At 43.3% G+C, this 14054-nt stretch carries 12 protein-coding genes; 5 read left to right on the top strand and 7 right to left on the bottom strand.

Going from position 1 to position 14054, the window contains the following annotated elements:
- Positions 1-2 precede the first annotated feature (2 nt).
- A complete protein-coding gene (locus tag K0625_RS02830) occupies positions 3-1040 on the bottom strand; it encodes a methyltransferase (protein WP_220108284.1) in 1038 nt (345 codons plus the stop codon).
- 484 nt (positions 1041-1524) lie between these two features.
- Here K0625_RS02830 and K0625_RS02825 point away from each other — a divergent pair, with 484 nt between their 5' ends.
- Genes K0625_RS02825 through K0625_RS02815 form a run of 3 tightly spaced genes read left to right on the top strand, consistent with a single transcriptional unit; the run spans position 1525 to position 5579 of the window.
- Positions 1525-1938: a type 2 periplasmic-binding domain-containing protein gene (locus tag K0625_RS02825; protein WP_220108283.1), complete on the top strand. Its 414-nt coding sequence runs from the start codon at positions 1525-1527 to the stop codon at positions 1936-1938.
- Positions 1922-3094 (top strand): hypothetical protein, encoded by a 1173-nt coding sequence (locus tag K0625_RS02820; protein ID WP_220108282.1) that lies wholly within the window; start codon positions 1922-1924, stop codon positions 3092-3094. Before K0625_RS02825 ends, K0625_RS02820 begins: the two co-directional genes overlap by 17 nt.
- A gap of 58 nt (positions 3095-3152) precedes the next feature.
- Complete coding sequence (locus K0625_RS02815; RefSeq protein ID WP_333473829.1) at positions 3153-5579, top strand: putative bifunctional diguanylate cyclase/phosphodiesterase; 2427 nt, start codon at positions 3153-3155, stop codon at positions 5577-5579.
- Positions 5580-5625: 46 nt separating this feature from the next.
- Here K0625_RS02815 and K0625_RS02810 read toward each other — a convergent pair whose 3' ends face one another.
- From K0625_RS02810 to K0625_RS02785, 6 genes are all read right to left on the bottom strand, one after another.
- A complete protein-coding gene (locus K0625_RS02810) occupies positions 5626-7041 on the bottom strand; it encodes an alkaline phosphatase (RefSeq protein ID WP_220108280.1) in 1416 nt (471 codons plus the stop codon).
- Positions 7042-7052: 11 nt separating this feature from the next.
- Positions 7053-8003, bottom strand: a complete 951-nt coding sequence (gshB, locus tag K0625_RS02805) for a glutathione synthase (protein ID WP_220108585.1) — start codon at positions 8001-8003, stop codon at positions 7053-7055.
- Positions 8004-8069: 66 nt separating this feature from the next.
- Complete coding sequence (gene rsmE / locus K0625_RS02800) at positions 8070-8801, bottom strand: 16S rRNA (uracil(1498)-N(3))-methyltransferase (RefSeq protein ID WP_220108279.1); 732 nt, start codon at positions 8799-8801, stop codon at positions 8070-8072.
- A gap of 8 nt (positions 8802-8809) precedes the next feature.
- Positions 8810-9547, bottom strand: a complete 738-nt coding sequence (locus tag K0625_RS02795) for an endonuclease (RefSeq protein WP_333473832.1) — start codon at positions 9545-9547, stop codon at positions 8810-8812.
- 146 nt (positions 9548-9693) lie between these two features.
- On the bottom strand, positions 9694-10284 hold the full coding sequence (locus K0625_RS02790; protein WP_220108278.1) for a SprT family zinc-dependent metalloprotease: 591 nt from the start codon (positions 10282-10284) through the stop codon (positions 9694-9696).
- Between the two features lie 68 nt (positions 10285-10352).
- The gene (locus K0625_RS02785; protein ID WP_220108277.1) at positions 10353-11513 is read right to left on the bottom strand and encodes a PA0049 C-terminal domain-containing protein; all 1161 of its coding nucleotides are present in this window, start codon (positions 11511-11513) and stop codon (positions 10353-10355) included.
- A 449-nt stretch (positions 11514-11962) separates the two neighbouring features.
- Here K0625_RS02785 and K0625_RS02780 point away from each other — a divergent pair, with 449 nt between their 5' ends.
- Both K0625_RS02780 and K0625_RS02775 read left to right on the top strand, forming a co-directional pair.
- Complete coding sequence (locus K0625_RS02780; protein ID WP_220108276.1) at positions 11963-13303, top strand: sigma-54 dependent transcriptional regulator; 1341 nt, start codon at positions 11963-11965, stop codon at positions 13301-13303.
- A 165-nt stretch (positions 13304-13468) separates the two neighbouring features.
- Positions 13469-14053: a FapB/FapC family functional amyloid domain-containing protein gene (locus tag K0625_RS02775; RefSeq protein WP_220108275.1), complete on the top strand. Its 585-nt coding sequence runs from the start codon at positions 13469-13471 to the stop codon at positions 14051-14053.
- Position 14054: the final 1 nt, after the last annotated feature.

The following is a 14054-nucleotide window of genomic DNA, read 5'->3' as shown; positions in this document are numbered from 1 at the left end:
GTCTAGTTATGCTTTATTTTATTTGAGTAAATTTTGTATTTGTTGTTTTCTGCTAGCACATTTACCTGACCAAAAAATTCGGCAATTGTGTCGCTATAGGGTAAGTGTCGATTTGCAACGATATGCCAACCTCCACCATTTTTTAGCTTTTGCACACTTTCCTTTACAAAGGTTTTCGCGATATCCGTGGTACTTTTTAATCCATCATGAAAAGGAGGGTTAGAGATAATGCCGTCAAAACGTCCTTGAGTCTGGGATAAGCCATCAGATGGGTAGACCTTAGCTGTAAAGTTATTCGCCTCGAGTGTTAATTCGCAGGATTTTAGTGCCATAGCATTGATATCCACACACTCAATCTCTAGCTCTGGTTGGGCCTTAAGCAGCGCTGCAGCAATGACACCAGCTCCACAACCAAAATCTAATACTCTTCCCGATAATCTTGGTAGGTGCGAGAGCAGTAACTTTGTTCCTTCATCGAGTCGTTTCTCACTGAATACTCCGACTAAATTACAGATGGTGAGTTCGCCTTGAGGAGTATCAAGTTGATAGCTGTTTACCCAGTCATTTAGCCGAATATTTGGTGCTTTTTGAGTGAGTTGGCTGGTAAAAAGCAGGCAATGTCTGGCGTTATCGCGTTTAAAAGGCGTGTCGAAGTAGTCTGGTATCTGTTTAACAATGGATTTCACTCCACCTTTATTCTCTCCTACAACGATTAATTCACCATCTACTTTGAGGTGTTGTCCGGCAAGGTTAAGTAAGTATCCAGCCAAGGCTTTAGCTTTGGGGTAGTAGATGATCACACTATCGAATGTTTGATCGGCGTTGGGAAGTTGATGACCAAAATGCAGTGCCAGATTAGGTGAGCTGTGCTGACTCATCACTAAGTGGTGATGAAAATCCAATGAAAGGGCCGTCACACAAGAGGCTATCTCAAGCAGTTGTTTAGGTAACAGATCGCCTTCACAGTTGAGAACTAATACATTTTGGTTGGTAAAAAGGTCGCTATTCTTAAGAATAAGTTGAGATGGATTAGTTAGCACTGACGATCACGTTTGATTAAGTTTGTCGGCAATTATATCGCAAAAATAGATAGCGATAGTAATAGATTTAAATGGATCTGTATTTCAAACGTAATTGTTACTATTTGTGTGATTTTGTGGAGGGAGAACCCAAGTGATAGCTCGCCTCATTAACTAACAGCTTTAATACAAATAATATGGTGATTGTTTGGTATAGCCTAGGTGAATACAGGGTTTACAACGAAGAGATAAATCTTTGAATCGTTTTCTCGCTGAGGGGGAGCTGAGAGTCTTATTGCCTTTTTAGAGGCTTAAGGAAGTTGAAGAGTTTTGAATATGGTTGAATGAGATAAAATCTAAAATAGTTTATGTAAATATTCAAGCGACATAGGATTTCTTTGCCTAAGCTTTAGTTGAGAGCGATTAAGTACTGGCTAAAGTATGTGTTGGTATTAGGTAAGGCCATGGAGTTTATGGCGAACGTATTAATGTAGGAGACCCTTGAATGCGCCTATTGGCTACATGGATGTTACTGTTCTACCTTTTTTGTGCTCACTCGATTGCGGCGCAAGTCATAGTGAATGATTCTGCAGTTGATTTTCCCCTTCCAGCAAAAGAGTTAAGACTCATCTTTTCTATGCAGAAAACTTATTGGCCAGATGGTAATAAGATCCATGTTTTCATCCTTCATCCAAGTTCCGAGCTACATAAAGAGTTCTGCTTCCAGCAGCTGGATATGATGCCCTATATGCTGCAAAGACGCTGGGACCGTTTGGTTTTTTCCGGTACAGGGGAGAGACCGCAAATTTTAAGATCTGAGGCTGAGATGAAACAGTTAATTTTACAAACTCCTGGTGCTATCGGTTACATCAGTAATACGGCATCAGTAGCGGGAGGTTTGTATGTCTATACCCGTTAGGTTCTTTGCTTCACTTATTTTGCTGAGTACATCGTCAATAACCTCCGCATCGGAACTGCAATTTAATGGCTTTATAGGGCAAGGAGCTATCGTTGCCGATGATACCCAGTTCATTGTGGGCAGTGATGATCATGCTTTCGATATTACTGAAGCAGCTTTTGGGGTTTCATGGAAGCCAATGGAGCACTTTAGAGTTGCCAGTGCACTTAGTTTTAGGCAGTGGGGGGAGCTCTACGATTCGAAAGTGAAGTTTGACTATCTATTCGCAGAATATACCTATCATTTTGGCGATGAAACCTTGGGGCTGCGCGGCGGTTTATTTAAAAATGAAGCAGGTTTTTACTCTAGCACTCGTGATGTGCCTTTCACTCGACCCAGTATCATGCTACCTCAGTCGATCTATAGTGATTATTTCAGAGATGCTCAACTGCACGTAGAGGGAGGCGATCTATTTGGTGTACATCAGATCTTTGATGGGACACTGGATTGGCATCTTACTTTTGGGAAAGTAGATGTTACTGAAGATTTAGAGCGCAATGTTATGGGAGGGACAGAACTTGGGGAGTTCGATTCTGAGCATTATTATGCTGCGGATATAGAGTTTCAAAATAACTATATGCGCCTAGGGATGACCTATTATGATGCAGAGGTGAGTTACGTACCGCCAATGATTGGCAATTACTTTCCGGGAGATATTCAGCTGATCAACTGGGTGTTTTCCGGACAGTTTAGATACCAGAACTTTGAGTTAACGGGTGAGTATGTAACCGGTGACAGGATCATTAATGGCCTAGTTTTTCCTGCACAGTTTGGTGAGCTTAAGGAGCCTAGTTTAGGTTACTATCTGGATTTTCGTACCTATCTCCCCCATGAGGTGGAGTTATTCATTCGATTCGATAAGCACATTGATAATACTGACGATAAAGATGGGCAGGATTATGAGAATAGTACAGGCATTCCTGCCTACTTTGCTTATTCCGATGACTGGACCATAGGAGCACGTTGGTTTCCTAGCCATGATTGGCTTTTAGCTGTGGAGTATCATCAAGTAGAGGGAGCCTCTTGGGTCACTCCTGTGGTATACCCCAACCCTTCAGTGCAGGCAAAAAATTGGTCTATGTTTGCTCTGCAAGTTTCATATCGATTCCAGTGGTAAGTTGATGACAGCGTCCGACGGTAGAACTTTTTTTGTTAGTCTAAAGTGGAAGCTTTTGGTGGCTGTCTTAATGATGTTTACCATCTTGGGAGGCATATTGGGGGCGTTTACCTTCCGTCAACTGCTCAACCAGCAGAGCTATCTTCTCGAGACTCAAAGAAATCAATTATCTCAAAACCTTGATAGCGCTATCTCTCTTACCGTCGATAATTCACTGATAGCCGCACAGCAGATAGCCTTGTTGATAAGTGAAGAGAGCAGCGTAACAACGGATATAAGCCAATATCAGAGGATGTTGGATAATCGTTGGCCTGATATTCAGCTCTATTGGGAGTTGGGTTCTATGCGTTTAATGTCTCCCTCTGGAGAGGTGTTAGCTCATGCTGGAAAAGCGATTGACTCCGAAGATCTTCAATGGTTTGAAACCAGTCCAGTTAGTGTCGAGCCACATTGGCGGATTGTTTGTCACCATGAATGTGTCATTCAGGTGCTAGTACCAAACTTAATTAATGGTGATCCTTTTTTGCTGTTTTTGGAGTTAGAACTCACCGACATCTTGTCAATATTTCGGGTTAATGAAACCTTCGAACTAGCTGTGTTAGGCCCTAAATTGGATAGTCCTGTTGGTCGTAATTATTGGGCTAGAGAGCTATACAGCTTAAGCAATAAACGTACAAGCCTTCCCCTATTAGAGCAAGCCGCTGAATATTTTTCATGGGAGCATATTGCCAATAAAGGTGGGGTTTATGAAGTTAATAATGAGTATTCCGCCATCTGGATATTTCCGTTAGCTCAGCTACCTAACTCCCCGTCGATACTGGTGATCAATAATATCAATAATTGGCAACTACTCTTGAATGAATTTCAAGAAAGTATGTTAGGCACCTTGCTGATATCGTTACTCTTATCTGGTTTTTTAGTCATCTTAGTGGCCTGGAGCCCTGTGGTCAGTCTAAGTCGACATGCCAGCATGTTGCCACTGCTTGCGGAGCATGACTTTGAGATTTTGAAGCAACAATCTCCTAAAAGAGCATCATTCTTTATTGATGAGGTGGATCAGATAAACAGCGCGACCCATCAACTTGCGGATAGACTTCAGCATCTTGAGCTCGAAGTTGATGAATACACTGCCGAGTTAGAGAGGCTGGCGATGTTAGATACTCTGACAGGTCTTCCTAATAAAGCGATGCTGATGCATGAACTTAATAAAACCATCGCTTGCGTGGGTCGTATTCATGATCAGGTTGCTTTGATGTATTTAGACTTAGATGAGTTTAAACGCATTAATGACACCTTAGGTCATACACAAGGTGACGAGTTATTAAAAATAGTCGCAACTAGGCTCAACAATAGCGTGAGAGCGATGGACACAGTATTTAGACAAGGAGGTGATGAGTTTCTTATCTTGCTTAGAGGGATACGTTCAGATCAAGATGTTCGCAAAGTGATCCATAAGATATTTTCTGCACTGCAGCAGCCAGTTGCCTTGGGGAACCATAAGTTAATCGTGACGACCAGTATCGGTGTTGCCTATTGCAAGAGTATGAATGTTAGGGCAGATGAACTTATTAAGTATGCCGATCTGGCTATGTATCAGGCTAAAGACGCTGGGCGTAGTAATTATCGTGTCTTTACTGAAGATATGCTGCTTAAAGCGAACAATAAATTGATGATTGAACAAGATATAGGTGCGGCTATTGAGGAGAGGCAATTATCTCTGTTTCTGCAACCTATTGTTGGATTGCCTGATGCAAAGCTTAAAGGTTTTGAAGCACTTATTCGTTGGTTCCACCCGGAGCGAGGCTTAATCATGCCTGGGGATTTTATTCCTAACATCGAAAATAGTGAGGCGATCATTCAAGTGGGAAACTATGTGTTGGAGGAGGGGGGAGCTATGTTATCCCGCCTACGAAAACAGGGCTGGAATGATCTGTACCTTGCGGTGAATCTTTCAGCTAAGCACTATATGGATCCTGGTTTAATCCCCTTGGTTCAGCATATTCTGGCCAAGTACGAACTTCCTCCCCAAAGTCTGCTATTGGAAGTCACGGAGGAGAGTGTGATAGAGCAGGTGGATCTGGCCATGTCATCGATGAAATCCCTGAAGCAGTTAGGGGTGCGTATCGCGATTGACGATTTTGGTACTGGTTACTCATCTTTGAGCTACCTGAAACAACTTCCCTTCGATGTCTTAAAGATAGATAGGTGCTTCACCTCAGAAGTACTCAATGAAAGTGTGGATTCACATATTGTGAGTACGGTTATCGATCTTGCCCATAACTTAGGGAGGACTGTGGTTGCTGAGGGGATAGAGGTACAGGAGCAGGCTGATTGCTTAGCTGAGATGGGGTGTGAATTAGCACAGGGGTATCTCTACTCTAAACCTTTGGATGAAGATAAGGTTTTTCAGATCTTGAACATGATTGAGGCTAGTCGAGTATGGCCTGCAGAACAGATCCCGCAACTCGGTAAGCTGGGGAGCTAAAGTTTGTGTCATTGTGCACAGCTTAGCTCCCGAATGATTAGCTAGGTTAATTATTGAGGGGGGTCGCTGCGACAGCGTCTTTGACGTTAGTATCATCCACTTCAATGGTTGCTGATTCTTTTATTTTACCTACAGCTTTAGCTTCTTTGGGGAGTAAGCTCATCAGCTTGTTGGCGATATCTATGTTGTCTTGAAAACCACTGAAGAGAGTTGAAGCGGGACCTGACGCAAATACTTGTACATCAACTCCAGTGTGCCCTCCAGTTGTCCAGCCTGTAAATGAGCGAGTATCGATCAATTTTTTAATAGCGGTAGTCATCACTTCTACTCCCTGCATGCGAGCTAGCGAGAGTTGAGTCTCTTCATTCTGACTTAACTTAAAGCCAAGATCATCACTGACTTTTGTTTGCCAATTATCATGTTTGAGCGCGCGCGTAGCAATCACATCTGGGCTAGTTGACACACCATTGATGATATCTGTTTTCCAAATATATTCCCCTTCAGCTCCTATGCTTAAGCCACCAGTATTATGATCGGCAGTTACTAGCATTAAGGTATCGTTATGTTGGCGGGTATACTGCTCAACAACTTCAATGGCATTAGCAAATTCATCCATTTCAGCCATTGCTGTCACAATATCATTATTATGTCCAGCCCAATCGATAAGACTGCCTTCAACCAGTAGTACAAACCCATCTCGGTTTTCAGATAAGAGTTCCAGTGCCTTACTGGTCATCTTACTCAGCTTGTGGGCGCCTTTTTCATTGATAGCCCAAGGTAGCTGTACGTCAGCAAATAGGCCGATTACCTTAGGTGAACTTGCTGTTTCTAGTTGGGAAAAATCTGAAAGATACTGATAACCTTTAGCTTCGAACTGCTGAATTAGCTTAGGGGGAAAATACCTTTGCCCACCACCTAGCATCACATCGGTATAAGTATGTAATAGGCTTTTTGCTATCTCATCATAATTTCGGCGGCTCTCATTATGAGTAAGGAAAGCCGCTGGTGTTGCATGATTAATCTGTGATGTGACCGCAATGCCTGTTGCAAGCCCTCGCTTTTTTGCTTGCTCCATAATGGTTGTTATTGGCTGCTTGTGGATATCGACAGATACGGCGCCATTATAGGATTTAACCCCTGTTGCCAGTGCGGTTGCAGCAGCTGCTGAATCTGTTACATAACCGCTGACCTTAGCTGGGTATGTACTGGCGCTGCCAACGAGTAACCTGTCGAAAACAGTTTGTTCAATCTCTTCTGTATCAGGGTTGTTTTTGTAGTAGCGGTAAGCGCTGGTATAGGCAGGACCCATACCATCGCCAATCATAATAACAATATTCTTAGGAACACTAGGTGTCGTTCCCATCATGGTTAGGCCTGGACTATCATCATTGGCGTGGGCAATACCCAATAGGGTACTAGATAGGAGAGCCAAACCGGTAAAGAGGGAACGTGTTAGTGTCATTGAATTCGCCTTTATGCCGACTTAATACGAGCTTCGATAGCATCCATTAGCATGCCTGTTATATCGACATCGAACGCTGCTTGAATCTCTTTGATACAGGTTGGGCTAGTGACATTTATCTCAGTAAGCTTGTCACCTATAACATCTAGCCCAACAAATATGAGTCCACGTTTCTTTAGTTCTGGACCGATAGTGCGTGCTATTTTCCAATCGCTCTCAGACAGAGGCTGTGCAACGCCGCGTCCGCCAGCAGCTAAATTACCTCGGGTCTCCCCTTTTTGTGGAATACGTGCAAGTGAGTAAGGTACTGGCTCACCATCAACCACTAAAATACGTTTGTCACCTGAGGTGATATCGGGAATAAATCCCTGCACCATAGTGTATTGCTGACCATGGTTAGTTAAGGTTTCAATAATCACACCTAAGTTAGGATCGTTCTCTTTTACCCTAAATATTGAACTGCCACCCATGCCATCTAATGGCTTGATGATGATATCCTTCTTCTCTTGATGAAATTGACGGATCCGTTTCTCATCTCGCGTCACTATGGTTTCAGGGGTAAACTCTGAGAACCAAGCTGTAAAGAGTTTTTCATTGGCATCACGCAGGCTTTGGGGCTTGTTGACAATAAGTACGCCCGCCTCTTCTGCTCGCTCAAGCATATAGGTTGCATAGATAAACTCGGTATCGAAAGGGGGATCCTTACGCATTAAGATCACATCGAGATCGGCAAGTGGAGTATCGACAGGTTCGCTCAGTTCAAACCAGTTGTTTTCATCTTGCTGAACACTCAATCCACGCATGGTTGCCATGGCTTCACCATTGACCATAGCGAGATCTTTCATCTCCATATAGAAGAGTTCATAGCCACGGCTTTGTGCTGCAAGTAACATGGCAAAACTAGAGTCTTTCTTAATATTGATCTCACTGATGGGGTCCATCACTATGCCGAGTTTGATCATCTGTATACTTCCTTCTGCCATCGAGATCCGATGGACATAAATTGGGGTGATTATGATATGGGGACGTTAACCCATATCTCCAAATCTTAATTGCAAGGCGCTAATGGCTGTGAGTGCTGCAGTTTCTGTTCTTAATACTCTTGGGCCAAGCAGAACATCTGTAAACTGATACTGCTCTGTCATCATGATCTCAGCTTCAGATAGTCCACCTTCAGGACCAATAAGTAGCCTTACTGTAGGCGATGCTAGCGATAAACCACCGATGCCGTGGGCGGCTCTTGGGTGTAGATTCAATTTTGTTGCATCGGTTTGCTCGGCGCTCCACGCTTCAATTGTCATCGCTGGCCTTATTTCAGGTACCCGACTGCGACCAGATTGCTCACAGGCCCCTATTACTATTTTCTGCCACTGTTGTATCTTTTTCTCTAAACGTTCGCCTGAGAGCTTCACGCCACAACGTTCAGAAAACAGTGGCGTAATGGTATTTACACCAAGTTCAACTGACTTCTGTATGGTGAAATCCATGCGATCTCCGCGAGAGATCACCTGTCCTAAGTGAAGGTGGAGTGGTGATTCGCTTTCATTAAGCGTTGAAGATAAGACCTTAACAGAGACATTTTTCTTACTGGCAGAGGTGATCTCTGACAGGTATTCATGGCCATCACCATTAAACAAGCTGATCTGCTCGCCTGCATTCATACGCAGTACTCGGCCGATATGAGAGGCTGGTTCATCATCAAGCTCGACTTGATTGCCTATTTGTAATGGCGATGCCTGATATATTCTTGGGATTCTCATCTATATTCCTACTCAGCAAGAGATTGGGTTCTTGCTTGTGCGTCACAAAGGTTTTTTACAAAAGGGTTATGGTTCCCCTGAGTGCGAGCTATCTCTCTGTCTCTTTTGCACTCAATAGTATCAACTGGATAGGTTTTATCCCATGCCTTAAATAGCTTTAATTGGCTTTTCGCAATTTTTAAACCATATGCTTGCTGCATATAAAGATAGGTTCTCGCTATTTGGCCTCGTGTATAACTGGGAGGCTCAGCTTTTCTCGATTTAAAATCAACCACTATAGCACATTGGCCATACTGCTCAGGTGAGGCGTTCCATTGGCTGAATCGATAATTACTTCTGTCGCCGTTGACCTCTCCGATAGCTGGGACTAGATTGTGAAGATCTGACTCCATCTTTTTGAACTGTCGATCTTTTTTTCCACAGTTTTTACGTCCTCCCTCCTGCCAACATTGACGCTGGTGGCCGAACTCCCATGCGGGGACGATATGTTCCCATTCGATTCGGGCTGCACGTTTTTCCTGCTTTCTGACTTGATAACCACAAGTTTCAAAATCTGTTTGCCATTTTTTACCATTAATTTTGATATCACAGCCACAGTAGAAGCTGGTTGCTGGAAGCGAGCGAGCATAGATCTCTTTTGCACGTTTCTTCGCTTGGTAGAAGCTGCTTGGGTGAGAGCCTGAGGCATAAGTTGGCGCAGAAAATAGCAAAGATAGCCCTAAACCTATTAAGAAGGCTGGGCCGATTTTAGTTAACGATTTCAATTTTGATCCCTAAAGGAGCGATGGGGACGCCATCATTCCAACTGCAGTTGGCAGAGCTTTGTCTGTCTTGAGCGGGATTTTACGGGATGAAGGCAGTAAAGCAAAGAGTCTCATTCTACCGATTGGTATTATAAGTTAGCCACTAACTCTCTCTTACAGCGTCTGCATCGGTATTGGGTTTCCCCTCTGACAACCTTGTTATGGCGTCTGACACTGAGGTTAACGGGTCCACAGTCGCATCGATAAGAGAACTGTTTACCCTCCACCGATTGGGTATTCATGCTGTGGGTGGTGCTGGGGTGTAATTTAAATAAGGTGACCATTAATGCTTGCCACTCCCGACCGTGGGGTTTAACTCTGCCGTAGAGTTGATGAGCGAGTAGGTGGCAAATCTCATGGGGGATAACTTGCTCAAAGAAGGCGTCTTGATTTTCTGTCAGCAAGGTGGAGTTAAACCTGAGTTGGTTTTGTTGTAGATGTGCAGTGCCAGCACTTTTTCCTCTGAGCTTAAAGTTGATCTCAGGTCTAGGAAAAACCTGTTCGAGCTGTTTTTCTGCTATGGCATAACACTCAAGAACTCGCTGAGCGACTCGGTTATGAAGTGCAGAAGAAAATGTGTGTGCTAGGTTGAAATACTCAGCTTGAGTGGTGCTAGGTTTCAATTTTAAGGTTTTTCTACTTAGCGTTTTAGTACTAGAGGGGCGGAATAAGTTAAACATCAATACCACTGAGTCATCTTTTTATTAATCGATGCTCGGATAAACCGAGCACCTTTGGATCACCTTGATTATAAACTTGTAGCAGCCGCAATGACCATAGCTTTTACTTGGGCTAAGATTTCAGCTTCCGCCTCTGCATCATAGCCTGAGACTCTAGGAGTATGTATGTGGCCGACAGGGATCTGACTGTTTAGTTGCTGACCGAGTAGGACTGCGCGATAAGAGATCTCATTTGAGAGGTAACCACCGCCGGAGCCTTCAACCGATGTCGCACTCTCTAGCTCGGCTAATGAGCTGGCATCGAATGCGCCTTTCTCTAGCGTAGTGACACTGTGGTTATCGTTAACTTTCCACTTACCTTGTGCCGATTGCATCGCTTTAACTGGAAGTGAGAATTCAACAAACTCAGGACCATTTAAGCTTTTTCCTTCAAAGAGAGGCGCCAAAGGGTTTTGCTTGTTGGCACCTGTGAGTACGTTTAGATTATCTGGTGCAGCAGCACTTCTGTTACGGCCTGGAAAACGCTCCAAGTCGAAATCATCCCGGCCCATACTCACCGTAAATATCATATCGACACTGTTTTCACGATATATAGGGGTAAGTAGTGACTCTATGAGGCCTTCATCAAAATCGGCAAAGCGGACAGGGATCATCACAGTTTCAATCTGAGCTTTTTTGCCTGCAACCGTAAATCGATACCCATCTAAGGCTAAAGCCGTCACGCCAGATGGATTGCTTTGACCTATATTACGGTCGAGGAAAAAAGGATCGAAACCACTTAATAAAACTTTGATTTGTGTGTCATCATCAAATTTTATATTACTGAAACCACGAGAGGATTTTTCCACGGCATTAAGTAGTACCTCTCGTTGCCATGGGGCAATATTGAATCCAGATTTAGCTGTTTTTAACTCTTTTAGCATGGTGAGACGACTCCAATAAAGCGGCCTGTCATCTATGTTGCCTGATTGAACATCTCTTACAGCCTGCTGCCACAGGCGCTCTCCCTGCCTGGCGGCCATTTTGGTGACGTTAAGTTCATCTGTATCCTGACGATATTGTGAACTTAAACTATCAATTAAGCCTTGATATCGAGTCGTTACCTCAGGAAGTGTTGCTGTGGCACTTTCAATTCTGGACTCTTCAATATCGAGCTCAACTTGAGCATGAGCATTAGGAAGCAGGCTTAATAGGCCGCTGAAGAGGAGTGCAGTACTTACTCTGTTCATAGATGGTCCATTCGTGAGTTATTTGGTGATTACTTTTAGGGAAGTCATCACAGTGCGCTTGTTCTGTTTTCTAATGAACAGTATGCAACAGCAAGCTTAGTATGAAAAGTCGACGCTAAGTGATTGAGCTTAATAGTCACTATTCTTTTGGTGACTGCCTGAATGTTTAAGAGATATCCAGTTACAATTGTAACCAAATTTTTCAGCGTTATATGCTTTTTATTTAGATGTTTACCGAACTGGTGACTGTAAAGTTTGGTTTTTGCTTTGAGTTATAAATGATCTTTAGCTGTATTTAAGTAGAAAAATCTGTTGTTGAGGCGTATTTTAGTAAGGCGTTTTCGTTGGTATTTTATCTTAGGGGACAATAGAGAGAGTACCATATAAGTCATCTTAACAGGGTAGTAATGGGATGGCTGGACCTATAAATAAGATTTTTAGGGGGATCAATGAAGAACCTTCTGTTAGTCAGTCAACACTATGATGATTGCTTGTATCAGAGTATCAAAAGAGATGGATATCAGATCACTCATTGTGATTTTAAAGAGCTGGAAGGGATTTCGGAAAGTAATCAACATCTGGGAGTCATAGATCTAAGAGGTTATAGGGATCTTATATTGATCGAGCGTTTGCTCGATGGGCTCCACTCCCACATGCTAATTGTGATTATCGTCAATCGCCAACAGCTTAAAAATACGGATATCAAGAGAGTAATAGGTAAGTACGCTTGGGATTATCATACTGAGCCTATAGATCATGGAAGATTTTTTAGGATGTTAGGTCATGCCTCCGGTCTTTCTACTCTGAAACGAATAAGCCAATCAAGTTTAAAGTCAGAAAATGAATCTATGTTGATCCACTCTCCTGTTATGCAGGCTTTGGATGAGCAGATTAGTCGTGTCGCACCTACCGATATTCCTGTTTTGATCCGTGGTGAAAGTGGTACAGGTAAAGAGTTGGTGGCACTTAATATTCATCAAGAATCACGTCGTGCTTCAGGGCCTTTTGTTGCCGTAAATTGCGGTTCTATGGTGTCGGGGTTAGTGCAATCTGAACTTTTTGGTCATGCTAGAGGGGCCTTTACTGGCGCAGTCGCTGAGCGAAAAGGAAAAATTGAGTTAGCGGATACCGGCACACTCTTTCTTGATGAAATTGGCGATCTGCCGCTAGATCAGCAAGCGAATTTGCTACGTTTTCTGCAAGAAGGTGTGTTCGATAAGGTTGGAGGTACTGGGGCTTGTAAAGCCAATGTCCGTATTCTAGCAGCGACTCATATTGATCTCGATGTTGCGATCTCGAAAGGGGAGTTTAGGTTAGATCTCTACTATCGTCTTAATGGCGTTACGCTTCATACTCCGACCTTGCAACAGCGTAGTGAAGATATTCTCCCTTTAGCCAGACAATTTGTCGATGTGTTTGCTAGGGAGTTTGATTTTCCTGGTTGTCATCTGACCGATGATGCATGTCGCGCACTTCAAAGGCATGATTGGCCCGGTAATGTGCGTGAACTGATAAATCGGGTGAGGCGCGCTGTGGTATTAAGTGATAAAGGCAGGGTAAATGCCGCTGCACTGGATCTCGTTAGTGTGAAAGAGATTGAGGTGTTGCCATTAAAGGTGTTGAAAAATCAAGTTGAGCGTAGCGCAATTATCAATGCAATGCAGCTCAGTAATGGTCATGCAGAGCAGGCAGCCACTCACCTTCAGGTTTCCAGAGCGACTTTATACCGACTGCTGGAAAAACACGATATTGACCAGTCAGAGGAGCTGTGTCTAAAAAATAAGAATTAAGAAAAAAAATAAGATTATTAAAAAACAATAACTTATGCAGTTGCGATCTCAGAATTAAGACGATGAAAACTCTGGATTTTGTTAAGCTGTTGAAATATAGGTTTTATTTTTTTGGCATCGCAATTGCTACTTACTTAAGTCTACACACATGGATTTGAGTGAAATATGGATATTCGATACTTTGTAGCCCTGTCTATGATGGGACTCTCCCACTCGGCTTACACAGATCAAACGAGCAGTATAGGCTCAGGATCGTTTCAAAATGTACAGGGGCGCACCGCGGTAAATATTGCTGCGGGGGATCAAAATGTACAAGCCAATGCTCATAGCATTGGTCCTAGCATCACCTTGTTATCCATTCAGGAAAGTTTGTTCAACGATCCAATCCTCGATGAATATGAGTCCATTAACTCCAGTGTTATTGAAAGCCAAGCTTTTGTCGGCGCCCAAGGTTTAATTGGTATTAACCAAGTTAGTGGCAGAGGTAATACCCAAGCAAACTTAGGCACAATTGAACTGGCAACTGTTAATGGACTTGGGTTAAGCGCGCTTGGATTAAGTGATAGCGCTTTGACTCAAGTATCGAGCTCACCTAGTCCAATTTCCATTGGACAGCAGGCCTCAAATTCAACAGATATCGCTCTTGATAGTTTCTCTGAAGTCCAAGGGATCGTCCAACTTAATCAAATTTCTGGCGATGGCAACACCGCCATAAACCGATTCTCACTGCAGTTGTCCAGTGGGAATTAAA

Origin of the sequence: Shewanella nanhaiensis (assembly GCF_019457885.1) — a bacterium.
GTDB classification, from domain to species: Bacteria; Pseudomonadota; Gammaproteobacteria; order Enterobacterales; family Shewanellaceae; genus Shewanella; species Shewanella nanhaiensis.
Note: the sequence above shows the minus strand (reverse complement) of the source record. Positions and strands in the feature narration are given on the sequence as shown.

Excerpts from the sequence above, each read along its gene's own strand:
- K0625_RS02825 (WP_220108283.1), top strand. The coding sequence starts at position 1,525 with ATGCGCCTATTGGCTACATGGATGTTACTGTTCTACCTTTTTTGTGCT.
- K0625_RS02820 (WP_220108282.1), top strand. The coding sequence starts at position 1,922 with ATGTCTATACCCGTTAGGTTCTTTGCTTCACTTATTTTGCTGAGTACA.
- K0625_RS02810 (WP_220108280.1), bottom strand. The coding sequence starts at position 7,041 with ATGACACTAACACGTTCCCTCTTTACCGGTTTGGCTCTCCTATCTAGT.
- gshB (WP_220108585.1), bottom strand. The coding sequence starts at position 8,003 with ATGATCAAACTCGGCATAGTGATGGACCCCATCAGTGAGATCAATATT.
- rsmE (WP_220108279.1), bottom strand. The coding sequence starts at position 8,801 with ATGAGAATCCCAAGAATATATCAGGCATCGCCATTACAAATAGGCAAT.
- K0625_RS02790 (WP_220108278.1), bottom strand. The coding sequence starts at position 10,284 with ATGTTTAACTTATTCCGCCCCTCTAGTACTAAAACGCTAAGTAGAAAA.
- K0625_RS02785 (WP_220108277.1), bottom strand. The coding sequence starts at position 11,513 with ATGAACAGAGTAAGTACTGCACTCCTCTTCAGCGGCCTATTAAGCCTG.
- K0625_RS02780 (WP_220108276.1), top strand. The coding sequence starts at position 11,963 with ATGAAGAACCTTCTGTTAGTCAGTCAACACTATGATGATTGCTTGTAT.
- K0625_RS02775 (WP_220108275.1), top strand. The coding sequence starts at position 13,469 with ATGGATATTCGATACTTTGTAGCCCTGTCTATGATGGGACTCTCCCAC.